Origin of the sequence: Pseudonocardia sp. HH130629-09 (assembly GCF_001294645.1) — a bacterium.
In the GTDB taxonomy this organism is placed as follows: domain Bacteria; phylum Actinomycetota; class Actinomycetes; order Mycobacteriales; family Pseudonocardiaceae; genus Pseudonocardia.
Window position 1 is genome coordinate 2,232,802 of record NZ_CP011868.1, and the last position, 23,308, is coordinate 2,256,109.

A 23,308-nucleotide genomic window follows, 5' to 3' on the forward strand; every position below is an offset into this window, starting at 1 on the left:
TCCGCGACGATGTGACGCGATGGAGCTGACCGCGCTCGGACTCGGACTGCTCGGCGTACTGCTCGCCGAGCCGGTCAGCCGTGCCCTGGCCCGGGCGCGCTGGCCCGGCCGCGACCCGGTCGGCGCGCTGCTGCTGTGGCAGGCCGTCGGGCTCGGCGGCGGCATCTCGCTGTTCGGTGCCGGGCTGGCCTACGGGCTCTCCCCGATGGGGGAGAGCCTGCCCTCGGCGGCCGCCGCGCTGGCGTCGTCGCTGTCGGCCGGGGAGTGGCCGGAGCAGATGGACCCGTTGCACGTCGGGGCGCTGCTCATCGCGGTCGGGGTGCTGCTGCGGCTGCTGTCGGTGCTGGTGATCACCACCGTGCGGACGCTGCGGGCCCGCCGCCGCCACCGCGACCTGCTCGACGTGCTCGCGTCGCCCTGGCCCTACGCCTCCGGTACCCGCGTGCTCGACCATCCCGTACCGGTCGCCTACTGCCTGCCCGGGCGCAGCTCCCGGCTGGTGGTGTCGGCGGGGGTGCTGGACGCTCTCGACACCGCCGGGGTCGTCGCGGTGCTCGCGCACGAGCGGGCGCACCTGCGCGAACGCCACGACCTGGTCGTGCTGCCCTTCGTCGCGTGGGGTGCGACGGCGCCGTTCGTGCGCGGCATGGTGCACGCCCAGCTCGCGGTGGCCCGGCTGATCGAGATGCGGGCCGACGACGTCGCCCGCAAGCTCTGCGACCCGACCGAGCTGGCGACCGCGCTCAAGGCCGTCGGCGGGTCCGCGCCGGCGGCGGCGCTGTCCTCGTTCACCGATGCGCTGGAGGCCCGGATCGATCGGATCACCGCGCCGCCGGCCCCGCTGCCGCGTGTCGTGCACGGGCTGGTCCGGCTGGTCGCGGTCGTGCTGGTGGCGGTGCCGGTGTGGCTGCTGGTGGCCCCGTGAGCGGCCCGGTCCGGGCGTTCCCCGGGGCGGAGGCGCTGGTGCGGGTGCACGCGGCGTCGCTGCCCCAGCCCGACCAGCTGGCCGGGCCGTTCGTCGCCCGGCTGCTCGTCGCCGCGCTCTCGCCGCTGCCCGCACCGACGGTGGCGGCGTTCGCCCACGCGGCGGGCACCCGGGTGCGGCCCGGCGACGACGTGGCGTCGCGGCCGCCCGGGGCGCCCGCGGACGCCGACTACCTGCAGGGACTGCCGGTCGCCGCGGACGACGAGCGCTCCGGCACCCCGGTGGCCGGCCTCGGACGCGCGGTCGAGGAGTTCTCCGGCGAGTCGCTCGCTGCGGTCCCGGCGGCCGGGGACTGGACCGGCGACCGGCTCGTGGGGCTGCTCGGTGCGGTCACCGGCGACGGCCCGGTCGGGGTGCTCGCGTCGCTCGCGACCGGTGAGCTGGGCGCCGCCGCGACCGCCCTCGCCGACCTCGACGCCGGGGCCCGCCCGGGGCCGGACTGGTCGGTCGCGCACGTCGTCGCGCTGTGGGGGCGCCGGGACGGCCCGGCCGGGCCGCTGCTCGCCGTCGCCGACACCTACCCGCAGCTCGGGTCGCCGGACCTGGGGCCGGGTCTGCACCTGCAGCCCGCGGACCGGGTCGCCGCCGCACTGGGCCACGGCGGAGGCATCGTCCTGGTCGGGCCGGACCGGCGGCGCGCCGCGCTGACCGGGGCCGTCGAGGCCGCCGGGCTGTCGTCGCGCTGGTGGGACGCCCCGGACCGACCTCAGGCGCCGTAGGCCTCGAACAGGGTGGGGCCGTCGTCGGCGAGCAGCGCCCGGGTCGCGGCGATGTTGCGGACCCGCACGGCCTCCAGCGACGCCGGGCTGCGCCGGACCCACCGGCGCTGCAGCGCGACCATCCGTCCCAGGGCCGCGACGGCCAGCTCCCACCCGGGGCTGCGCCGCAGACCCAGCCCGGTGGTCACCGCGGCGCCGTGGAAGCGCCGGGCCAGTGCCTGCAACAGGCGTCGGCCGTGGGGCACGGGCAGGCGCAGCGGCTCGACGAGCAGCACGGCGACGGCCCCGATCAGCGCCCCGGCCAGGGCGCGTGACTCGGGGGCGGGCGGTCCGGTGACGGCGCTGACCAGGGCGTCGAGCTCCTCGGCCGCGGCGTGCGAGGTGACGTCGCGGACCAGCTCGGGGTCGATGCCGAGCTGGTGGGCCAGCAGCTGCCAGCAGGCGTAGACCTCGGTGATCTCGGCGGGGGTGAGCCCGAACCCGATCGTCGCCTCGGCCCGCATCGAGACGAGCGTGAAGTCCAGCCAGGTGCGGACCAGGTCGAGCTGGTTGACCGGGGTGCCGTGCACGGCCTCGTCGAGGCCGCGGTCGCGGGCGAGCACGCGCATGCGGGCGTGCAGCACGCGGACCTGCAGGGTGCTGACGTAACCGGGGCTGCCGGGCCGCATGCCGCCGGGCAGCGTGGCGGCGAGCAGCCAGGCGCCGGTCTCGGTGAGGCGGCGCTCGGCGGACTCCACCAGCCGTCCGGTGGTGCCGAGCAGCACCGCGATCGACGGCGAGCCGTAGGTACGCAGCAGTGCCCCCGCCGACAGCGACAGGGTGTGCACCGCGGGCGGCGCGGTGAACATCGGCCGGACCCCGGTGTCGAGGATCGCGGGGTCGGTGCCCGCGGGCACCGACTCGGCGGAGCCGAGCAGGGCCGCGACGGCGGGGGAGGGGTCGGTCAGCGAGGCGAGTCCCTCGCGGATGCCGCGCTGCAGCTGGGCGGTGAGCGCCCGGCCGCCGTCGCGGCCCGCGGCGCGGATCTCGGCGACGACGGCGTCGGCGAGCGGGTCGCCGGTGGTCCTGGCGCGCAGTGCGAGGTCGGCGCGTGCGGGGCCGAAGCGGGCGGCGACGGCGTCGCGGTCGGGCGCGCCCGGGGATCGGGTGGCGGTCACGGGAACCGGTCCTCCTGGGTCCCGGGCCGAGGCCGTCGGGTCTGGCGGCGGGTCTCGTCGCGGTCGTCGTCGGTGGGGAGCCCGGCTCCGGCGAGCAGCCGTGCCATCCGGGCCCGCAGCTCGTGCTCCGTCGGCGGTGCGGGGGCGAACACGGCGAGCGCGGACAGCCCGAAGACCCCGGCGAACAGCTCGCGGGCCCGTTCCCGGTTCCCGACGTGGTCCTGGATGAGGTCGATCAGGGCCGCGTCGGTTTCCGGGTCGGGCTCCGGATCGGGTTCCGTGCCGTGCGGGCCGGTGGCGCCGCCGTGTCCCCGGGCGACGCGGACGCGCAGCTCCAGCATGGTCAGGAACACCGGGCGGCGGGGGCCGAGCAGGTCGGCCAGGTAGGCGGTGCAGGCGTCGAGCAGGGTCAGCTCGCCGGAGCGGGCCCGGCGGGTGAGCTCGCCCAGCCGTGCGACGGCGTCGCGCTCCAGCTCGACGACGACCGCCTCCAGCAGCGCGTCGACGGTGCCGAAGTGATAGGTCGCCGCCGCGGCGGAGGCGCCCGCACGGTCCGCGACCTGGCGCAGCGTGAGCCGGTCGAAGCCGTGGGCGACGACGACGTCGACGGCGGCCCGCACCAGCGCGCGACGGGTGTCGGCGCCGCGTCGTCGTCGTCCGTCGGGGCGGGCATCGGCCATACCCGATAAACTATCTGTACAGTCAGACAGATTCCAGTCCGGTCCCGCGGAACATCGTTCCGCGACGACGCGCTGCACCCCGGGAGCGGGCGTAGCGTCGAGAGCGTGCCCGTCACACCTGACCTTCCCCGTACCGTCGCCGCACTGCGTGCGTCCGGCCACGTACAGCGCCCCGTGAAGCACGAGATCCGCGACAACCTCCTGGCGGCCCTGCGCGAGGGCCGCGACCCCTGGCCCGGCATCGTCGGCTTCGACGACACCGTCGTCCCGCAGCTGGAGCGGGCCCTGATCGCCGGCCACGACCTGGTGCTGCTCGGTGAGCGTGGCCAGGGTAAGACCCGGCTGCTGCGCTCGCTGGCCGGGCTGCTCGACGAGTGGACCCCGGTCATCGAGGGCTCCGAGATCGGCGAGCACCCCTACGAGCCGATCGTGCCCTCCTCGATCCGGCGCGCCGCCGAGCTCGGCGACGACCTGCCCGTCGCGTGGGTGCACCGCGACCACCGCTACACCGAGAAGCTCGCCACGCCCGACACCTCGGTCGCCGACCTGATCGGCGACGTCGACCCGGTCAAGGTCGCCGAGGGCCGCTCGCTGGGCGACCCCGAGACGATCCACTTCGGGCTCGTCCCGCGGTCGCACCGCGGGATCGTCGCCATCAACGAGCTGCCCGACCTGGCCGAACGGATCCAGGTCGCGCTGCTCAACGTGATGGAGGAGCGCGACATCCAGGTCCGCGGCTACACGCTGCGGCTGCCGCTGGACGTGCTGCTCGTCGCGAGTGCGAACCCCGAGGACTACACCAACCGCGGGCGGATCATCACCCCGCTCAAGGACCGGTTCGGCGCCGAGATCCGCACCCACTACCCGCTGGAGCTGGCACCCGAGGTCGAGCTCGTCGCGCAGGAGGCCGACCTCGTCGCCGAGGTGCCGCGACACCTGCTCGAGGTCGTCGCCCGGTTCACCCGGCACCTGCGCGACTCCTCCTCGGTCGACCAGGGCTCGGGGGTGTCGGCCCGGTTCACCGTGGCCGCCGCCGAGACGGTCGCCGCGGCGGCGCTGCGCCGTGCCGCGCTGACCGGGGAGGAGACCCCCTACGCCCGCCCGGTCGACCTGGAATCCGTCCCCGCGGTGCTCCGCGGCAAGATCGAGTTCGCGTCGGGGGAGGAGAGTCGCGAGGACGAGGTGCTGGAGCACCTGCTGCGCCGCGCCACCGCCGACACCGCCCGGTTCGCGCTGCGCGGCGTCGATCTCGACGAGCTCGCCGACGCGGTCTCGACCAGCCCGGTCCGGACCGGCGAGCGGATCCCGGCGAAGGACGTCGTCGCCGCGCTGCCGCCGGTCGACGCGCTCACCGAGATCGCGGCGAAGCTGGGCGCCTCCGGCACCGAGGACCCGGGGCCGATGGCCTCGGCGGCGGAGCTGACGCTGGAGTACCTGTTCCTGACCCGCAAGCTGGCCAAGGACGAGAGCGACGACGGCGACACGGTGTCGTATGGCTGATCCCAGGCGTCGCCGCCGCCGTTACGCCTACGGCCCCTACGCCGGCGGGCCCGACCCGCTGGCGCCGCCGTACGACATCCGCGCGGCGATGGACCAGATCGGCCGCGACGTCATGGAGGGCTCCTCGCCGCGCCAGGCGCTGCAGGAGCTGCTCCGCCGCGGTCTCGACGGGCGACGCGGCCTCGACGACCTCACCCGCCGGGTGTGGGAGCGGCGCCGCGACCTGCAGCGCGACAACCGGATCGACGGGACGCTGCAGGAGGTCCGCGAGCTCCTGGCGCGGGCGCTGGACGCCGAGCGCGAGTCGCTGGGCAGCGAGGACTCCGACGACGCGCGGTTCCGCGAGATGCAGCTCGACGCGCTGCCCACCGACACCGGCGGCGCGGTGCGCGAGCTGGGTGAGTACGACTGGCGCTCCTCCGACGCCCGCGAGGCCTATGAGGAGATCCGGGACCTGCTCGGCCGGGAGATGCTCGACCAGCGCTTCCAGGGCATGAAGCAGGCGATGCAGAACGCCACCCCCTCCGACGTCCAGCGGATCAACGCCATGCTCGACGACCTCAACGATCTGCTCGACCGGCACGCCCGCGGCGAGGACACCACCGAGCGGTTCGCCGAGTTCATGGGCAAGCACGGCGAGCACTTCCCGGAGAACCCGCAGAACACCGAGGAGCTGGTCGACGCGCTCGCCGCCCGGGCCGCCGCGGCCCAGCGGATGATGAACTCGATGTCGGCCGAGCAGCGCGCCGAGCTGGCCGAGCTGGCCCAGCAGGCGTTCGGCGACCCGCGGCTGGCGCAGTCGCTGGCCCGGCTCGACGCGCAGCTGCAGGGCCTGCGCCCGGGCGAGGACTGGTCGGGGAGGGGGAACTTCCGCGGCGAGAACCCGATGGGCATGGGCGAGGCGACCCGCGCCCTGGAGGAGCTGGGGCAGCTCGACGCGCTGGCCGAACAGCTGGCGCAGAGCTACCCCGGTGCGCGGATGGAGGACATCGACCTCGACGCGCTCACCGAGATGCTCGGCCCGGAGGCCGCCGCCGACGCCCGCACCCTGGCCGAGCTGGAACGCGAGCTGCAGCGCCAGGACCTGTTCCGGCGCGCACCCGACGGCTCGCTGCTGCTCTCCCCGAAGGCGCTGCGCACGCTCGGGCAGTCGGTGCTGCGCGACGTCGCCGACCGGATCTCCGGGCGGTCGGGGCAGCGCGACACCCGGCGTGCCGGAGCGGCGGGAGACGCGACCGGGGCGACCCGGCCGTGGGCCTTCGGCGACACCCAGGCCTGGTCGGTGCCCCGGACCCTGCTCAACGCCCAGCTGCGCCGCGCCGGTGGCGACGACCGGGCACTCGACGTGTCCGACGTCGAGATCGTCGAGACCGAGCAGCGCACCCGGGCTGCGGTCACGCTGCTGGTCGACACGTCGTGGTCGATGGTCGCCGAGGGCCGGTGGGTGCCGATGAAGCGCACCGCGCTGGCCCTGCACCAGCTCATCTCCACCCGCTTCCGCGGCGACGACCTCTCGCTGATCACGTTCGGCCGGCACGCGCAGACCGTCGAGCTGGGCGAGCTGATCGGGCTGGAGGGCGTGTACATGCAGGGCACCAACCTGCACCACGCCCTGCTCCTGGCCCGCGAACGGCTGGCCCGCCAGCCCGACGCGACGCCGGTGGTCCTGGTGGTGACCGACGGCGAGCCGACGGCGCACCTGGAGCGCGACGGCGAGGCGTTCTTCGACTACCCGCCCAGCCCGTACACACTGCGGGCGACCGTGGACGGGCTGGACAAGCTGATCGGAATGGACGCGGCGTTCACCTTCTTCGTGCTCGGCGACGACCCGGGGCTGCTGTCGTTCGTGAACCGGCTCGCCCGCCGGGCCGGCGGACGGGTGGTGCAGCCCGACCTCGACGGTCTCGGCGCCGAGGTGGTCTCGGACTACCTGCGCCGCCGCACCGGCTGAGCCGCAGCAGCGGCGGCCCGCTGTGGTCAGGCGGGTTCCGGGGCGCGCAGGTGTTCGGCGGCCCAGCTCCGCAGGGTCGTCGGGGTCGTCGAGACCGCGTCGCGGCGCTGCTCGGGCACGTACCCGGGGGCGGCGAGCCCCTCCGCCATCCCGGCGACCGCGTCGACCTCGGCCGGGGTCATCCCGGCCCCGGCCAGGATCTCCCGGAACGCCCGGCTCCCGAGAGGCACCGCACGGACCGGGTGACCGAGGACCTCGGTGAGCACCGCCGCGGCGTCGTGGAACGCCAGGTCCGCCGGCCCGTGCACCGCCTGGACCAGCCGCCCCGACCACGCCGGCCCGAGCAGCCGCGCCGCGGCGACGGCGGCGATGTCACCGGGCGCCACCCACGGCAGCGGATGGTCCGGCGGCCACGGCGTCGACAGGGTCCCGCCGGCGAGCTCGTCGGCCGCGTGCAGCAGGTTCGACATGAAGTAGCCGCACCGCAGGTGCAGCACCGGCGCACCGGTCGCGTCGAGGGCCTGCTCGGTCGCGGCGAGGCCGTCGATGTCCCCCACCCCGCGACGCAGTTCCGCCCCGCCGCTGCTCTGGACCACCGTCGCGCCGATCCCGTTGCGGCGCACCGCCTCCGCGACGGCGGCCGCGCAAGCCGCGTGGTGGGCGAGCGGGTCGGTGCCGGGTGGGCCCGGCGGGTTCACCCAGTACAGCCGGTCCGCGCCCAGGGTGGTGCCGACGACGGCGTCGGCGTCGGTCTGGTCCGCGACCACCGGCTCGACCAGACCGGCCAGGTCGGGTGGCAGTCGTGCCGGGTCGCGGAGCAGGGCCACCGGCCGGACCCCGGCCTGCACGAGCAGGCGCAGCACCCGGGAGCCGACAGTGCCGGTCGGTGTCGTCACGACGATGCGCATGCCCGCACCGTCGCACAGGGGTCCGACAGCCACACCCGTTCACCGACAGCGGGTGTGGGGTCAGCCGAGCCAGGGGCGGGCGAGGCGGTCCCAGGTACCGTCGGTGCGGGCGGTGCGCAGCCAGTCGTCCACGCGGGCGGCGAACACCGGATCGCCGGGCGGCATCAGGTAGGCCTTCTCCGAGTCGGTGAACGGGGCGTCGGGGTGCACCGCGCAGAGCACTCCGGGGTGCCGGGCGGCCTGCCAGCGGGTCTCGATCGCGTCGGTGACCATCAGGTCGGCGCGGCCGGCCACGATCTCGTCGAAGATCGTGGAGTTGTCCGGGTGGTCGACGATCGTCGCACGGGTGAAGGTCTCCCGGACGAAGCGCTCGTTGGTCCCGCCCGGGTTCACCACGACCCGCACGCCGGGCCGGTCGATGTCGGCGACCGTGCCGTAGCGGGCGACGTCGGGGCAGCGCACGATGGGCGTCTTGCCGTCGCGCAGGTAGGGCTCGGTGAACACCGCCCGCGCCGCGCGGTCGGGGGTGACCGAGATGCCGCCGACGGCGATGTCGCAGCGCCCGGCGACGACGTCGTCGAGCAGGGTCGCCCAGGTCGTGCGCACCGGCTCGGCCCGGGCGCCGATCTCGGCGGCGAGGTCGCGGGCCATGTCGACGTCGATCCCGGACCAGGTGCCGTCCGCGGCCAGCGCGGTCAGCGGCCGGTAGTCACCGGTCGAGCAGACCCGAAGCACCTGCGACGACGCGACCCGCTCCAGCGTCGGGGACCGCGGCGCGGCGGGCGCGGCGCACCCGGTGACCAGCAGCAGGAGCAGCAGGACGATCGGCAGGCGGCGCACGGTCCGGGACCCTAGCCGCCGATCGGGGGAGTCCAGGACTCCGGACGGAGGTCGGCCGAGCGGATGCTGCGGACCAGCGCCTCGGCCGGGCCGCTGCGGCGTCGTCCGTGCGCCAGCACCACGTCGACCGGACCCAGGTCGGGCAGCCCGGCGTTCTCGGCGACGACCTCCAGGCCGTCGGGGACCAGCGTCGCGGCGTGCGCGAGCACCCCCAGCCCGGCGAGCGCGGCGGCCCGCAGCCCGGACAGGCTGCCGCTGGTGCAGGCCATCCGCCACGGCCGCCCCGCGGCCTCCAGGGCCCCGACGGCGGCGGTGCGCGAGAGGCTCGGCGGGGGATAGGCGACGACCGGCACAGGGTCGCCGGGGCCGAGCGGCAGCCCGGGCGCCCCCACCCAGACGAACCGGTCGCGGCGCACGACCAGCCTGCCGTCGTCGGGGCCGGGCAGGCGCTTGGCGAACATGAGGTCCAGCTCCCCGGCGGCGAGGCGGCGTTCGAGATCGCCGGCGAGGCCCACGGTCAGCTCCAGGTCGACCTCGGGATGGCGACGGCGGAAGTCCGCCAGCACCGCGGGCAGCCGGGTCAGGACCAGGTCCTCCGACACCCCGAATCGCACCCGGCCGTGCACCCGCGAGGCCCGGAAGTGCGCCACCGCCCGGTCACCCGCGTCGAGGATGGTGGCGGCGAACTCCAGCATCGCCTCGCCGTCGACGGTGAGCGACACCGAGTGGGTGTCGCGTTCGAGCAGCGGGCGCCCGACCGTCGCCTCCAGGCGTCGCACGTGCTGGCTCACGGTGGACTGGCCGACGCCGAGGCGCGCGGCGGCCCGGGTGAAGCTGCGGGCGCGCGCGACGGCGGCGAAGGACCGTAGCTGCACGGGGTCGAGCACCCGGTCATCGTAGTTCGCGGACACAGTCATGGTGATCAGCCGGTTTCCCGATCGGAACCCGGCTTGCAGGATGGAACCATGCGTGTCCGTCCCGACCCCTTCCTCGTGCTGCTCCTCGTGACCGTCGGTGTCGCGTCGCTGGTCCCCGCGCGCGGCGCGGCGGTCGGGGTGGTCGACGTCGCTGTGACCGCGGCGATCGCGCTGCTGTTCTTCCTCTACGGCGCCCGTCTCTCGGCCGCCGAGGCACTGGGCGGGCTGCGGTACTGGCGGCTGCACGGCACCGTCCTGGCGGCCACGTTCGTCCTGTTCCCGCTGCTCGGGCTGTCGGTGCTGCTGCTGCCGGAGTGGCTGCTGCCCGCGCCGCTCGCCGCCGGCGTCGTGTTCCTGTGCTGCCTGCCCTCGACCGTGCAGTCCTCCATCGCCTTCACCGGCGTCGCCCGCGGCAACGTGCCCGCCGCGATCGTCGCGGCGTCGGTGTCGAACGTGCTCGGCGTGGTCCTCACCCCGGTGCTGGCCGCGCTGCTGCTGGCGACCAGCGGCGGTTTCGACGCGTCGAGCTTCGGCGACATCGCGTTGCGCCTGCTGGTGCCCTTCCTCGCCGGGCAGGCCGCACGGCCGCTGATCGGCCGGTTCGTCGCCCGGCACCGGACGCGGCTGGCGCTGGTCGACCGCGGATCGATCCTGCTGGTCGTCTACGCCGCGTTCAGCGAGGGCGTCGTGGCGGGGATCTGGGAACGGCTCACCCCGGTCTCGCTGCTCGTGCTGCTCGGGATCTGCCTGGTGCTGCTCGCCCTGGTGCTCGCCGCGACCGCGTACGGGTCCCGCGCGCTCGGGTTCGACGACGCCGACCGCATCGCGATCGTGTTCTGCGGGTCGAAGAAGTCGCTGGCCAGCGGACTGCCGATCGCCGGTGTGCTGTTCGGTGGCCCCGCCGGGGCACTGGTGGTCCTGCCACTCATGCTGTTCCACCAGATCCAGCTGATGGCCTGCGCGCTGATCGCCGAGCGGGTCGGCCGGCGTCGCGCGGCCCTCGACACCGAGCAGGTCGCCGGAGCACCATCGCGGGCGTGACGCCGTCCGCCTGCCGCCTCTGCGGCGCCCCCGGCCCCGACGACGCCGGGGTCGCCGCCGTCGCGGGCTGGGTGACCGACCGCGACGACCGCGGCCGGGACGAGCGGCTCTGCCCGGCCTGTGCCCGCCGCCACGTCCGCGACATCGAGTCCAAGCTCGACCACCGGTGGTGGTGACCGGCGCCAGGGCCGCGCCGGAATCTGCGACGGGCACCGCGCGTTCGCATGCGTGACCGCTTCCGAGAGCTAGGTAGGTTTGACCGCATGGAGACCTGGGCCCCGACCGACGTCCCGGCACTGGAGGGCAGCGGCCCGCCGCTGCGCCTGCACGACACCGCCACCGGCCGGGTCCGGCCCACGGCGCCCGGCCCGGTCGCGACGATGTACGTCTGCGGGATCACCCCGTACGACGCGACCCACCTCGGCCACGCCGCCACCTACCTGACGTTCGACCTGGTCAACCGCTACTGGCGCGACCTCGGACACGACGTGCACTACGTCCAGAACGTCACCGACATCGACGAGCCGCTGCTGGAGCGCGCCGAGCGCGACCAGGACGACTGGATCGTGCTGGGCCTGCGCGAGACCGCCCTGTTCCGCGAGGACATGAAGGCCCTGCGGGTGCTGCCGCCGCGGGAGTTCGTCGGCGCGGTCGAGGCGATCCCCGAGATCGCCGAGCTGGTCGAGAAGCTCGTCGCCTCCGGCGCGGCCTACCGGATCGACGACCCGGAGTACCCCGACGTCTACCACGACGTGTCCGCGACCGGGCACTTCGGCTACGAGTCGAACTACGACCTCGACACCATGCTGACCTTCTCCGCCGAGCGCGGCGGTGACCCGGACCGGCCGGGCAAGCGCAACCGGCTCGACCCGCTGCTGTGGCGCACCGCGCGCCCCGGTGAGCCGGCCTGGGACTCGGGTCTCGGGCGCGGTCGTCCGGGCTGGCACGTGGAGTGCGCCGCGATCTCGCTGAACCGGCTCGGCCCGCAGATCGACCTCAACGGCGGCGGCTCGGACCTGATCTTCCCGCACCACGAGTGCGGTGCCCTGCACGCCGAGTCGCTCACCGGTGAGCACCCGTTCGCCCGGCACTACGTGCACACCGGCATGATCGGTCTCGACGGCGAGAAGATGTCGAAGTCCAAGGGCAACCTGGTCTTCGTCTCCAAGCTGCGCAACGCCCGCGTCGACCCGAACGTCATCCGGGTCGCCCTGCTCGACGGGCACTACCGCACCGACCGGGCCTGGACCGACGAGGTGCACGCGACAGGCGACCGGCGGGTGGCCCGCTGGCGCGAGGCCGTGGGCCTCGACGCCGGACCGGACGCGACCGAGCTGGTCGCCAAGGTGCGGACCCACCTCGCAGACGACCTCGACACCCCCGGCGCGCTCGCCGCCGTCGACGCCTGGGCCGAGGAGGCGCTGACCCGCCGCGGCACCGACACCGCGGCCCCGCAGCAGGTGCGCACCGCGCTGGACGCGCTGCTCGGGGTGCAGCTGTAGACCACCTGTGGACCACCGGTGGGCCGTGGCCCGCACCGTGCTGGGCGGAGGTGCGGCGCCGCCGGTGGTGCCGGAGGCCACCCACGCCCGCTCCCTGGAACGGGTCGCGCTCGGCGACCTGCGGGCGCACGCCGTCGGGCGGGCCTCAGACGCGGTGTGCCCGGTCGACCGCGAGGACGGCCGGCGCGCCCGCCGCGAGCAGCGCGGCCGGCGCGAGGAAGGCCACCAGCGGGTCCGCGTGGTACACCGGCGTCAGCGCGACCGGCGACGCCGCCGTCCCGGCGAAGCGGACCGCCTGCACCACCGACACCGCCCCGCCCCCGCCGCCCCCGGCCGGACCGAGGACCAGCGCGTTCACCCCGACCAGGACGAGCTGGCTGCACACCCCGCCGACCGCCCACAGCGCGACGACCACCCCGAGCCACGGGACCAGCCCGATCGCCGCGACGAGCACGCCGCCGATGACCGACCCGGCCAGCACGCAGCGCCGCGCCCCGAACCGGTCCACCGCCCCGCCGATCACCCGCGCGGTCAGGATCCCGGCGACCCCCAGTGCGGTCAGCACCAGCCCGCGTGGCCCCGAGCCGAGCCCGAAGACCTCCTCCAGCCGCAGCGCGAGCAGGAAGTTCAGCCCGGCCAGGCAGCCCCAGCCGATCCCGGCGACCAGCCCGAGCCGCAGCACCGGGCCGGTCCAGGCCGCCCGCAGCCGAGGCCGGGGGTCGCCGTCGGACGGCGACCCGCCGCCGGGGATGCCGATCACCGCCAGCGCCAGGGCCACGCCCGCGGCGCCCCAGAACGCCCACCACCAGTCCACCTCCGCGGCCAGCCCGCCGACCAGCGGCGCCGAGGTCTGCCCGGCCGCCTGCAGCGACCCGAACCAGCCCAGCACCCGGCCGAGGCGGTCCGGCTCCACCGCGGCGGCCAGCGCCGCCAGCAGCAGGGGAGTGGTGAAGGCGTTCGCGACGCCCTGCAGTGCCCGCCCCGCCAGGAACAGGGGCCAGGACACCGCCAGCACGCAGACCAACGAGGCGACGACGTAGAGCGCGTACCCGGCGACGACGGTGCGTCCCCGCCCCCAACGGTCGCCGAGGGTGCCCGAGACGAGCATGACCCCGGCGAACGGCAGCAGGTACGCGGTGATCGAGACCGACGCGGTCGCCGTCGGGACGCCGAACTCGGTGCCCAACTCGGGCAGCATCGCCGCGGTCATCCCGCCGCCGAACGGGCCGAGGAACGCCCCGGCGAACAGCGCCCCCCGGCGCAGGGCGGTGACCACCGGTCGGGTCAGGAGTTGGGGCCGCGGCGGCGCAGGTAGCGCTCGAAGTCCGCCGCGATCGAGTCCCCGGAGGTCTCGCGCAGCTCGGTGCGGGCCTCCTCGTCGTCGGACTCCGAGGCCTGCTCCTCCAGCTGGCGGACGTACTCGCGGACCTCGTCGTCGGCGTCGGCCATCTCCGAGACGGTCCGCTCCCACTCCTCGGCCTTCTCCGGCAGCACCCCGAGCGGCACCTCGACGTCGAGGGACTCCTCGATCCGGTGCAGCAGCGCGACCGCGGCCTTGGGCACCTGGGCCTGCGAGACGTAGTGCGGCACCTCGGCCCAGTAGGAGACGGCCGGGATGCCGGCCTGCACGCAGGCCTGCTGGAAGACCGCGACGATCCCGGTCGGGCCCTCGTAGTTCGACGGCTCGGTGCCCATCGCCTTCTGCGACTCCGCGTCCCAGGACGTGCCGTTCACCGGAGTCGGCCGGGTGTGCGGGACCTCGGTGAGCAGGGCCCCCAAGGTGATGACCTTCGTCACGCCGAGACGCTCCGCGTGACCCACGAGCTCGGCGCAGAACGTCTTCCAGCGCAGGTTCGGCTCGATCCCGTTGACCAGGACGACATGGCGGTCGGTGCCCGGCAGCGTCGCCCAGGACAGCCGGGTGGTCTGCCACTCGATCCGTCGGGTGACACCGTCGGCGAGCTTGACGTGCGGACGCGTGACCTGGAAGTCGTAGTACTCCTCTGGATCGATCGAGGTCAGAGGCTTCGCGTCCCAGCTGAGCTCGAGGTGCTCCAGCGCGGTGCTCGCGGCCTCACCGGCGTCGTTCCATCCCTCGAACGCGGCGATGAGGACCGGATCGACCAGGTGCGGAGTGCTGTCGCCACCCGTGATGCTCGGCTCTCGGTCGGTCATCTCCCCAGCCTACGACCCCGCGGGCGCGGGGCCTGGTCGCTACCCCTCCAGCAGGTACCGTGGGGGATCGTGTCATCTACGACGGGAGCGGATCACTCGGTGGGCACCTCGGCGCACGACAGCACCCTCCGCCCGGTCGACCCCGAACGGGTCCGGCGGGCTGCGCAGCGTACCGAGCAGCTGGCGGAGCTCCTCGGCCGTCGGATCGCTGTGATCGACGGTGCCTGGGGCACCGTCATCCAGGGCCTCGGCCTGACCCCGGAGGACTACTCCGCGGACTGGCTGAAGGGCCACCCCAAGGACACCAACGGCGACCCGGACCTGCTCAACCTCACCCGTCCGGACCTGATCCTCCGGGCGCACCGCAACTACTTCGACGCGGGCGCCGACCTGACGACGACCAACACCTTCACCGCGACCACGATCGGCCAGGCGGACTACGGCCTGGAGTCGAAGGTCGACCAGATGAACGTGGCCGCGGCGCGGCTGGCCCGCGAGGCCGCCGACGAGGCCGAGAAGGCCACCGGCGAGCCGAAGTGGGTGGCCGGCTCGATCGGACCGCTGAACGTGACGCTGTCGCTGTCGCCGAAGGTCGAGGACCCCGCCTACCGCGCGGTGTCCTACGAGCAGGTCTACGACTCCTACGCCCAGCAGATCGCGGCGCTCGACTCCGGCGGCGTCGACATCCTGCTGATCGAGACGATCTTCGACACGCTGAACTCGAAGGCCGCGCTGCAGGCCGCGCACGACGTCGCCCCGCACCTGCCGGTGTGGATCTCGGTGACCATCGTCGACCGCTCCGGGCGCACGCTGTCCGGGCAGACCGTCGACGCGTTCTGGACCTCGGTGCGTCACGCCGCGCCGCTCGTCGTCGGGCTGAACTGCGCGCTGGGCGCCGACGAGATGCGCCCGCACACCGTCGCGCTCGCCGAGATCAGCGACGCGTTCGTCGCCACCTACCCCAACGCCGGCCTGCCGAACGCCTTCGGCGGCTACGACGAGACCCCCGAGCAGACCGCGGACTACCTCAGGGAGTTCGCCGAGTCCGGGCTGGTCAACATCGTCGGCGGCTGCTGCGGCACCGGCCCGGAGCACATCCGGCACATCGCCGACCGGGTCAAGGGGCTGCCGCCGCGGGTACCGGCCGAGCCGCCGCAGCGCACCCGCTTCTCCGGTCTGGAGCGCTTCGAGATCGGCCCCGACACCGGCTTCGTGATGATCGGTGAGCGCACCAACGTCACCGGTTCCAAGCGGTTCCGCAGGCTCATCGAGTCGAAGGACTACAACGGCGCGCTGGACGTCGCGCTGGACATGGTCCGCGGCGGCGCGAACATCCTCGACGTCAACATGGACGCCGACCTGCTCGAGTCGGCCGACGAGATGCGCACCTTCCTCAACCTGCTGGCCACCGAGCCCGAGGTCGCCCGGCTGCCGATCATGATCGACAGCTCGCGGTGGTCGGTGATCGAGGCCGGCCTGCAGTGCGTGCAGGGCAAGGGCGTCGTCAACTCGATCAGCCTCAAGGAGGGCGAGGAGCCCTTCCTGGAGCAGGCCCGCAAGGTCAAGGCCTACGGCGCGGGCGTCGTCGTCATGGCCTTCGACGAGAGCGGCCAGGCCGACACCGCCGACCGCAAGGTCGAGATCTGCGGACGCGCCTACGACCTGCTCGTCGAGAAGGCCGGGCTCGACCCGCACGACATCATCTTCGACCCGAACATCCTCGCCGTCGCCACGGGCATGGAGGAGCACAACGACTACGCGAAGGCCTTCATCGAGGCCTGCCCCCGGATCAAGGAACGCTGCCCCGGCGCCCACATCTCCGGTGGTGTCTCGAACCTGTCCTTCGCCTTCCGCGGCAACAACGTGGTCCGCGAGGCCATGGACTCGGCCTTCCTGTTCCACGCCATCAAGGCCGGCCTGGACATGGGCATCGTCAACGCCGGCCAGCTCGCGGTCTACCAGGACATCCCCGCCGACCTGCTCGAGATGGTCGAGGACGTCCTGTTCAACCGCCGGCCCGACGCCACCGACCGGCTCGTGGAGAACGCCGACCGGTTCAAGGGCGAGGGCACCCAGCGCAAGGTCGACCTGACCTGGCGGGAGAACGACGTCCGCGCCCGCCTGGAGCACGCCCTCGTGCACGGCATCGTCGACTTCGTCGAGGCCGACACCGAGGAGGCGCGGGCGGAGGCCGCCCGGCCGCTCGACGTCATCGAGGGCCCGCTGATGGACGGCATGAAGGTCGTCGGCGACCTGTTCGGCGACGGCAAGATGTTCCTGCCCCAGGTCGTGAAGTCCGCCCGCGTGATGAAGCGCGCCGTCGCCTACCTCGAGCCCTTCATGGAGAAGGAGAAGGAGGAGGCCAAGGCCCGCGGCGAGATCGACACCCGCGGCAACGGCAAGGTCGTCATGGCCACGGTCAAGGGCGACGTGCACGACATCGGCAAGAACATCATCGGCGTCGTCCTGGGCTGCAACAGCTACGAGGTCATCGACCTCGGCGTCATGGTGCCCGCCCAGACCATCCTCGACACCGCTGTCGCCGAGGGGGCGGACGTCGTCGGGCTGTCCGGCCTGATCACCCCCTCGCTCGACGAGATGGTGAACGTGGCCACCGAGATGGAGCGGCGCGGCCTGAAGCTGCCGCTGCTCATCGGCGGTGCCACCACCTCCCGCCAGCACACCGCGGTGAAGATCGCCCCGCAGTACCAGGGCGACGTGCTGCACGTCCTGGACGCCTCCCGGGTGGTCGGGGTCGTGTCCGACCTGCTCGACGACGACCGCGCCGAGGTCCTGTCCGCGCGCAACGACGCCGACCAGCAGCGGCTGCGCGAGCAGCACGAGGGGCGGCAGGCCGCGCCGCTGCTGCCCTTCGCCGACGCCGTCGCCAACCGCGAGGTCGTCGACTTCGGCGAGCTGCCCGTCCCGGAGTTCACCGGGGTCCGGCCCTGCGAGCCGACGATCGCCGAGCTCCGCGAGCTGATCGACTGGCAGTTCCTGTTCCTGGCCTGGGAGCTGAAGGGCAAGTTCCCGCAGATCCTGAACTCGCCGGTCGCGAAGGAGCTCTACGACGACGCCAACGCGATGCTCGACCAGATCATCGCCGAGGACCGGTTCACCGCCCGCGGCGTCTACGGCTTCTGGCCGGCCCGCGCCGAGGGCGAGGACATCGTGATCTCGCCCGAGGGCGGCGACGTGCGGCTGCCGATGCTGCGCCAGCAGACCGTCAAGCCGCAGGGGCGGGCCAACCGGAGCCTCGTGGACTACGTGGCACCCGAGGGGGACCACCTCGGCGCGTTCGCGGTGTCCATCCACGGTGCCGAGGACATGGCGGCCGAGTTCGAGGCCGCGCTCGACGACTACAAGGCCATCATGGTGAAGGCGCTGGCCGACCGGCTGGCCGAGGCCTTCGCCGAGTACGCCCACCGGCAGGCCCGTCGCGAGTGGTTCGAGCCCGACGCGAACCAGGCCGTCGAGGACCTGCACGCCGAGCGGTTCCGGGGCATCCGGCCCGCGTTCGGCTACCCGGCCTGCCCGGACCACACGCTCAAGCGGCCGCTGTTCGACCTGCTGGGCGCGGAGGAGACCGGGGTGGGGCTCACCGAGTCCTTCGCCATGACCCCGGCGGCCGCGGTCAGCGGCATGATGTTCGCCCACCCGGAGTCGCGGTACTTCACCGTCGGCCGGATCGGGCCCGACCAGGTCGCCGACTACGCCGGCCGGCTCGGCGTGGACGTCGCCGTCGTCGAGAAGTGGCTGCGCCCGAACCTGGGCTACACCCCCGATGCCTGAGCCGACGACGATCCGGCCCGCGGGCGTGCTGCTGGACATGGACGGCACCCTGATCGACTCGGAGAAGGTGTGGGAGGTCGCTCTCAACGACCTCATGAAGCACCTCGGCGCGCCCGAGCTGAGCCTCGGGGCCCGGCTGGAGTCCGTCGGCGGTTCGCTGGACTCGTCGCTGCGGATCTGCTTCCGGGAGGCCGGACGCGACCCGGACACCGTGCCCGCCGACGAGTACCGCGAGACCGGCGAGTGGCTCTACGACCGCGCCGGTGAGCTGTTCACCCACGGTGTGCCGTGGCGGCCGGGCGCCCGGGAGCTGCTCACCGCGCTGCGCGAGGCCGGCATCCCGGCCGTGCTCGTCACCAACACCATCCGGGTGCTGGTGGAGCGGGCGCTGGAGACGCTGGGCCGGGAGCACTTCGTCGCCGTCGTGCCCGGCGACGAGGTGCGTGAGCCCAAGCCGCAGCCCGAGCCCTACCGGCGCGGTGCCGAGCTGATCGGGGTCGACCCCGGCGACTGCGTCGCGGTGGAGGACTCACCGACGGGTGCGCTCTCGGCGGAGCGGGCCGGCTGCGCGGTGCTGGTGGTGCCCTGCGAGCTCGACGTGCCCGCCGGACCGCGCAGGGTGCTGCGCGAGACCCTCGCCGGGATCGGCCCGGCCGAGCTCGGGGCGGTCCTCGCGGAGGTCCGGACCCGCTGAACGGCGCAGGCACCGGCGTGAGCGGGCCGTTCGCGGCGATGAACGGCACCGCACCCGGGGGTTGCTCACTCCGGGTGAACCACCCGGCGCGGTCCGTTGCCCACACGGCTTACCACCCCGGATGCGCCCGGCATGCGGCGTAGGTCACCGTTCACACTGGTACCCGTGAAGACTTTCGACGACTTGTTCGCCGAGCTGGCGGCCAAGGCCCGGGACCGGCCGGCCGGCTCGGGGACCGTCGCCGCGCTCGACGCCGGGGTGCACGCCCAGGGCAAGAAGGTGCTCGAGGAGGCCGGTGAGGTCTGGATCGCCGCCGAGTACCAGGGTGACGACGAGCTGGCGGAGGAGATCTCGCAGCTGCTGTACCGGCTGCAGGTGATCATGCTTCAGCGGGGGCTCACCCTCGAGGACGTGTACAAGCATCTGTAGGCCGACCCGGCCCACCGACACCACCACCACCGATGACGACCGTCAGGAGAGCGGAAATGCTCCGCGTGGCACTGCCGAACAAGGGCACCCTGGCCGAGCCCGCCGCGACGATGATGCGCGAGGCCGGGTACCGCCAGCGGACCGACTCGCGCGACCTCAGCGTGGTCGACGAGGAGAACGAGATCGAGTTCTTCTACCTGCGGCCCAAGGACATCGCGACCTACGTCGGCAAGGGTGACCTGCACCTGGGCGTCACCGGCTTCGACCTCATGGAGGAGTCGGGCAGCCAGACCCAGGAGATCATCCCGCTCGGCTTCGGCAGGTCGCGGTTCCACTTCGCCGCCCCGGCCGACGCCGACTGGAAGATCGAGGACCTCGACGGCCGCAAGATCGCGACGTCCTACCCCCGCCTGGTCCGCTCCTACCTGTCGGGCAAGCGGATCGGCGCCGAGATCGTGAAGCTCGACGGCGCGGTGGAGATCTCCATCCAGCTCGGTCTGGCCGACGCGATCGCCGACGTCGTGTCCTCCGGCCGCACGCTGCGCCAGCACGGTCTGCAGATCATCGGCGAGGCCATCGCCACCTCGCAGGCCACGCTCATCGAGCGGGAGAAGCGGCACGACCGCGCCGAGGACGCCGAGACCACCCGTCTGAAGAAGGTCTTCGCCGACCGGCTGCAGGGCGTCGTCGTGGCCCGTGAGTACCTGATGATGGACTTCGACTGCCCGGAGGGGCTGCTCGAGGCCGTGGAGAAGGTCGCGCCGGGCCTGCAGGCGCCGACGGTCTCGCCGCTGTCGAAGAAGGGCTGGGTCGCGGTCCGCACGATGGTGCGCACCAAGGACACCAACCGCGTGATGGACAAGCTCGCCGACATCGGCGCCACCGCGATCCTCACCTCGGAGATCCGGTCCTGCCGCGCGATGACGGTCAACGGCCACGGCCACTGAGCACGTCCCCGTCCGACGTCCGTTCCCCCCGCGGCGGCCCGCCCCCGGTGACTCCGGTGGGCGGGCCGCCGTCGTGCTGCCGGGATCTCCCGCGGGCCGCTAACGGGCCCGGACGGTCAGCGCCTGGGCGCTCCGACCGGTGTGCCCGTCGTCGTCGAACAGGGTGGCCGAGCAGGTGCCCAGCCCGTCCGGCCCGACGACGGTCGCGGCGTCCACGCCGATCCACTCACCGGCCGGGGCCCGGTGCAGGTGCACCGTCAGCTCGGTGTTGACGAACAGCCAGCGGGCCGCGTCCAGCGGTGCGGCGAGCCCGTTCGCGCAGTCCGCGGCGACCATCAGCCGCTGTGCCGGGCTCGGCTCCTCGCCCTCGACGAGTGGGACCCGCATCCGGATCCAGCCCCGACCCGGGCCGTCGGTGCCGAGGCGGCCGCCGTCGAGCCAGGCCCACTCGACCGCGTCGAGGAACCCGGGCAGCCAGCCGTCCGGCCGCTCGGTCCGCACGACGGCGGTGTCCCGGCCGGGCAGCGGCGCTGTCTGCCCGACCGCGACGGCGGCGGTGTCGGAGGCGGCGAGCCGCCAGGCCCGCGCCCGGAGCACGTCGCGGTCGCCGGCGCGCATCGTCGCCGACAGCAGCTCGATCGTCCGCCCGGGCCGCTCGACGCCCGCGGTCACCGTGACCGGCCCGGCGGGCACCGCCCCGAGCACCTCGACGGTGACGCGGGCGATCCGCCAGTCGTCCCCGGCGCCGCCGGGCCGGGACGCGGGCAGCTGCTCGAGCGCACGGACCAGCAGCGCCGAGGGCGGTCCCATGTGCTGGGCGTCGGCGAACCAGGGGCCGGTGGTCGACGGGGTCGCCTCGAACGCGGCGTGGGTGACGCCGTCGGCGGTGTGCTCGCCGCGGGGCAGGTAGAACGGGCCGGGCGGGATCGGGGGCGGTGCGCTCACCCGTCGATCATGCCCCGCCGCCCGGCCAGCCGGGGTACGGCGGGGGAGTGCCGCCCCAGGCGGGGCAGCGGGCCTGGTGGTCGCAGGTGCGGCAGGCCGGGCCGGGGCGGGGCCGGAAGTCCCCGGTGGGGGCGGCGAGCCGGATGGCGGTCCACACCGCGTCGAGCAGGCGCCCGAACCGGGTGAGCTCCTCGGCGTCGGGCCGGTAGGTCAGGGCGGTGCCGTCGGCCAGGTAGAGCAGGCGCAGCTCGTCGGGGACACGGCCGTGGGTCAGCAGGACCGCCAGCGCGTAGAACTTGAGCTGGAACAGCACGCCGGACTCGTAGCCCTCCCCGGGCGTCGCGCCGGTCTTGTAGTCGACGACCCGCAGGCCGTCGGGACCGTCGTCGAGCCGGTCCAGGATGCCGCGCAGCGGTACCGGGGCCGCGCCGTCCGCCCCGTCGAGGGTCGCCTCGATGCGGGCCTCCACCGCCGTCGCGGTGACGCCGGCCGGGTCCTCCAGCACGAAGTAGCGGTCCAGCAGTGCGGAGGCCGAGTCCAGCCAGAGCGCGAGCTGGGGGTCCTCCGGGCCGGTGAACAGCGCGGCCACGGCGGGATCGGCCGCGGCGAGGTCGTCCCAGCAGGGGCCGAGCAGCTCCCGGGCCGCGCGTGGGGTCCGGTCGGCCGGCTCCCGGGCGAACAGCTGCTCCAGCACGGAGTGCACCAGGGTGCCGCGGACCTGCGCCCGCGACGGCGGCTCCGGCAGCCGGTCGACCGCGCGGAACCGGTAGAGCAGCGGGCAGCGGCGGAAGTCCGCTGCCCGCGACGGCGACAGCGCGGGCGGGCGCGGTGGTGCCCCGACGATCGGGCCGACGGCCGGGGTGACGACCTCGGGGCCCGCCTCGGCCTGGAACGGGCCAGACTCGTCGGAGGGGGCTGCGGTCATGGCGGCAGGCTAGCCGCGACCCCCGACGGTTCCGGGCGGCCCGGTGCGCTCCCGTGCTGCACTGTGCCCCGGCGTCGGGGCCGGGGGTGAGCGCGGATAGCGTCGTCGTCCGTGCACGACGCCCCGACGCCCGACGCGCCGACCGAGTCCGCGCCCCTCGACTCCCCCCAGGCCGAGTCCCACACCGAGGAACCCGTCGACGCGGAGCTCGTCGCCCCCCGGCCCGTCGACGCCGAGCCCGCCGCCGGGCCGGCCACCAACGAGCCCGCCGGCGAGCCGGCCACCTGGGTCCCCCCGCGCCGCGGCGGGCCGTTCCGCGAGGGCGACCGGGTGCAGCTCACCGACCCCAAGGGGCGCCACTACACCGTCGTCCTGCAGGCGGGCGGGTCGTACCACACCCACCGCGGCCAGATCGACCACGACGACATCATCGGCTCGCCCGAGGGCGGGCTCGTGCACTCGGCGGCCAACACGCCGTACCTGACCCTGCGGCCCCGCCTGGCCGACTACGTCCTGTCGATGCCGCGTGGCGCCCAGGTGATCTACCCGAAGGACTCCGCGCAGATCCTGATGTGGGGCGACGTGTTCCCCGGCGCCCGGGTGCTGGAGGCCGGCGCCGGGTCCGGCGCGCTGACCTGCTCGCTGCTGCAGGCCGTCGGGCCGACCGGGAAGGTGATCTCCTACGAGGTCCGCGAGGACCACGCCCCGCACGCGGTCACCAACGTCGAGACCTTCTTCGGGCAGCGGCCCCCGCACTGGGAGCTGACCGTCGGCGACGTCCGGGACCACCGCGGCGAGGTCGACCGGGTCGTGCTGGACATGCTCTCCCCGTGGGACGTGCTCGACACCGTCCGCGACTGCCTGGTCCCGGGCGGGATCCTCGTCGGCTACGTGGCGACCACCACCCAGCTGTCGGTGCTCACCGAGGCGCTGCGCGAGATGCAGTGCTGGACCGAGCCGGAGTCGTGGGAGGCGATGGTCCGCCCCTGGCACGTGGTCGGTCTCGCCGTCCGTCCGGAGCACCGGATGATCGCCCACACGGCCTTCCTGCTGACCACCCGGCGGCTCGCCGACGGCGTCACACCGCCCCGGCAGCAGCGGCGGCCGACCGGCCGCTGACCTGGGCGCTGTGTCCGGTTTCGGGCGGATGGTGACCGCGAGGCGCCCGAACGCGGAACGAGAACGTTACGAACTACCCTCC

General features: G+C 74.3%; 21 protein-coding genes. 12 read left to right on the forward strand and 9 right to left on the reverse strand.

Translation table 11 applies throughout. The annotated features are described in order from the left end of the window. The first annotated feature begins 19 nt into the window (after positions 1 to 19). Together XF36_RS10255 and XF36_RS10260 are read left to right on the forward strand one after the other, a co-directional pair. Positions 20 to 925, forward strand: coding sequence for a M56 family metallopeptidase (locus tag XF36_RS10255; protein ID WP_060711825.1), 906 nt, complete (start codon positions 20 to 22; stop codon positions 923 to 925). Continuing rightward, on the forward strand, positions 922 to 1,704 hold the full coding sequence (locus tag XF36_RS10260) for a DUF6885 family protein (protein ID WP_060711826.1): 783 nt from the start codon (positions 922 to 924) through the stop codon (positions 1,702 to 1,704). Before XF36_RS10255 ends, XF36_RS10260 begins: the two co-directional genes overlap by 4 nt. Here the strand turns inward: XF36_RS10260 and XF36_RS10265 are convergent. Then, positions 1,692 to 2,861 (reverse strand): oxygenase MpaB family protein, encoded by a 1,170-nt coding sequence (locus tag XF36_RS10265; RefSeq protein ID WP_060711827.1) that lies wholly within the window; start codon positions 2,859 to 2,861, stop codon positions 1,692 to 1,694. The two genes, XF36_RS10260 and XF36_RS10265, sit on opposite strands and share 13 nt — an antisense overlap. Continuing rightward, positions 2,858 to 3,541, reverse strand: coding sequence for a TetR family transcriptional regulator (locus tag XF36_RS10270; protein WP_082375311.1), 684 nt, complete (start codon positions 3,539 to 3,541; stop codon positions 2,858 to 2,860). The genes XF36_RS10265 and XF36_RS10270 overlap by 4 nt, the downstream gene beginning before the upstream one ends. 105 nt (positions 3,542 to 3,646) lie before the next feature. Between XF36_RS10270 and XF36_RS10275 the strand changes: the two genes are divergently transcribed. Then, the gene (locus XF36_RS10275; RefSeq protein ID WP_060711829.1) at positions 3,647 to 5,041 is read left to right on the forward strand and encodes a sigma 54-interacting transcriptional regulator; all 1,395 of its coding nucleotides are present in this window, start codon (positions 3,647 to 3,649) and stop codon (positions 5,039 to 5,041) included. After that, positions 5,034 to 6,992, forward strand: a complete 1,959-nt coding sequence (locus tag XF36_RS10280) for a vWA domain-containing protein (protein WP_060711830.1) — start codon at positions 5,034 to 5,036, stop codon at positions 6,990 to 6,992. The genes XF36_RS10275 and XF36_RS10280 overlap by 8 nt, the downstream gene beginning before the upstream one ends. A 26-nt stretch (positions 6,993 to 7,018) precedes the next feature. Here XF36_RS10280 and XF36_RS34980 read toward each other — a convergent pair whose 3' ends face one another. The 3 genes from XF36_RS34980 to XF36_RS10295 are packed head-to-tail and all read right to left on the reverse strand — an operon-like array spanning position 7,019 to position 9,627. Next, positions 7,019 to 7,900 carry an NAD(P)H-binding protein gene (locus XF36_RS34980; protein ID WP_060714570.1) on the reverse strand — a complete coding sequence of 294 codons (882 nt, stop codon included), beginning with the start codon at positions 7,898 to 7,900 and terminating at the stop codon, positions 7,019 to 7,021. 60 nt (positions 7,901 to 7,960) lie between these two features. Further along, positions 7,961 to 8,740, reverse strand: coding sequence for a transporter substrate-binding domain-containing protein (locus tag XF36_RS10290; protein ID WP_060711831.1), 780 nt, complete (start codon positions 8,738 to 8,740; stop codon positions 7,961 to 7,963). Between the two features lie 11 nt (positions 8,741 to 8,751). Further along, a complete protein-coding gene (locus tag XF36_RS10295) occupies positions 8,752 to 9,627 on the reverse strand; it encodes a LysR family transcriptional regulator (protein ID WP_060714571.1) in 876 nt (291 codons plus the stop codon). A gap of 78 nt (positions 9,628 to 9,705) precedes the next feature. Here XF36_RS10295 and XF36_RS10300 point away from each other — a divergent pair, with 78 nt between their 5' ends. From XF36_RS10300 to mshC, 3 genes are all read left to right on the forward strand, one after another. After that, a complete protein-coding gene (locus XF36_RS10300) occupies positions 9,706 to 10,698 on the forward strand; it encodes a bile acid:sodium symporter family protein (protein WP_060711832.1) in 993 nt (330 codons plus the stop codon). Then, positions 10,695 to 10,874, forward strand: a complete 180-nt coding sequence (locus XF36_RS10305; protein WP_060711833.1) for a hypothetical protein — start codon at positions 10,695 to 10,697, stop codon at positions 10,872 to 10,874. The genes XF36_RS10300 and XF36_RS10305 overlap by 4 nt, the downstream gene beginning before the upstream one ends. A gap of 87 nt (positions 10,875 to 10,961) precedes the next feature. Further along, entirely contained in the window at positions 10,962 to 12,200 is a 1,239-nt protein-coding gene (mshC, locus tag XF36_RS10310; RefSeq protein WP_060711834.1) for a cysteine--1-D-myo-inosityl 2-amino-2-deoxy-alpha-D-glucopyranoside ligase, read from the forward strand. Between the two features lie 145 nt (positions 12,201 to 12,345). Here mshC and XF36_RS10315 read toward each other — a convergent pair whose 3' ends face one another. Further along, positions 12,346 to 13,476: an MFS transporter gene (locus XF36_RS10315; protein WP_238589208.1), complete on the reverse strand. Its 1,131-nt coding sequence runs from the start codon at positions 13,474 to 13,476 to the stop codon at positions 12,346 to 12,348. 8 nt (positions 13,477 to 13,484) lie between these two features. Next, positions 13,485 to 14,375, reverse strand: a complete 891-nt coding sequence (locus XF36_RS10320; RefSeq protein ID WP_020625551.1) for a PAC2 family protein — start codon at positions 14,373 to 14,375, stop codon at positions 13,485 to 13,487. A 180-nt stretch (positions 14,376 to 14,555) separates the two neighbouring features. Here XF36_RS10320 and metH point away from each other — a divergent pair, with 180 nt between their 5' ends. From metH to hisG, 4 genes are all read left to right on the forward strand, one after another. Next, the gene (metH, locus tag XF36_RS10325; RefSeq protein WP_060714573.1) at positions 14,556 to 18,167 is read left to right on the forward strand and encodes a methionine synthase; all 3,612 of its coding nucleotides are present in this window, start codon (positions 14,556 to 14,558) and stop codon (positions 18,165 to 18,167) included. Then, entirely contained in the window at positions 18,160 to 18,861 is a 702-nt protein-coding gene (locus XF36_RS10330) for an HAD family hydrolase (protein ID WP_060711835.1), read from the forward strand. Before metH ends, XF36_RS10330 begins: the two co-directional genes overlap by 8 nt. Positions 18,862 to 19,026: 165 nt before the next feature. After that, positions 19,027 to 19,290, forward strand: coding sequence for a phosphoribosyl-ATP diphosphatase (locus tag XF36_RS10335; RefSeq protein ID WP_020625548.1), 264 nt, complete (start codon positions 19,027 to 19,029; stop codon positions 19,288 to 19,290). A 56-nt stretch (positions 19,291 to 19,346) separates the two neighbouring features. Further along, complete coding sequence (gene hisG / locus XF36_RS10340) at positions 19,347 to 20,237, forward strand: ATP phosphoribosyltransferase (protein ID WP_020625547.1); 891 nt, start codon at positions 19,347 to 19,349, stop codon at positions 20,235 to 20,237. 99 nt (positions 20,238 to 20,336) lie between these two features. On the opposite strand, the gene XF36_RS10345 is transcribed toward hisG, so the two are convergent. Both XF36_RS10345 and XF36_RS10350 read right to left on the reverse strand, forming a co-directional pair. Continuing rightward, positions 20,337 to 21,182, reverse strand: coding sequence for a thioesterase family protein (locus XF36_RS10345; protein WP_082375313.1), 846 nt, complete (start codon positions 21,180 to 21,182; stop codon positions 20,337 to 20,339). Between the two features lie 7 nt (positions 21,183 to 21,189). Further along, positions 21,190 to 22,107 (reverse strand): RecB family exonuclease, encoded by a 918-nt coding sequence (locus tag XF36_RS10350; protein ID WP_082375314.1) that lies wholly within the window; start codon positions 22,105 to 22,107, stop codon positions 21,190 to 21,192. Positions 22,108 to 22,437: 330 nt separating this feature from the next. Here XF36_RS10350 and XF36_RS10355 point away from each other — a divergent pair, with 330 nt between their 5' ends. Next, the gene (locus XF36_RS10355) at positions 22,438 to 23,226 is read left to right on the forward strand and encodes a tRNA (adenine-N1)-methyltransferase (protein ID WP_060714576.1); all 789 of its coding nucleotides are present in this window, start codon (positions 22,438 to 22,440) and stop codon (positions 23,224 to 23,226) included. Positions 23,227 to 23,308: the final 82 nt, after the last annotated feature.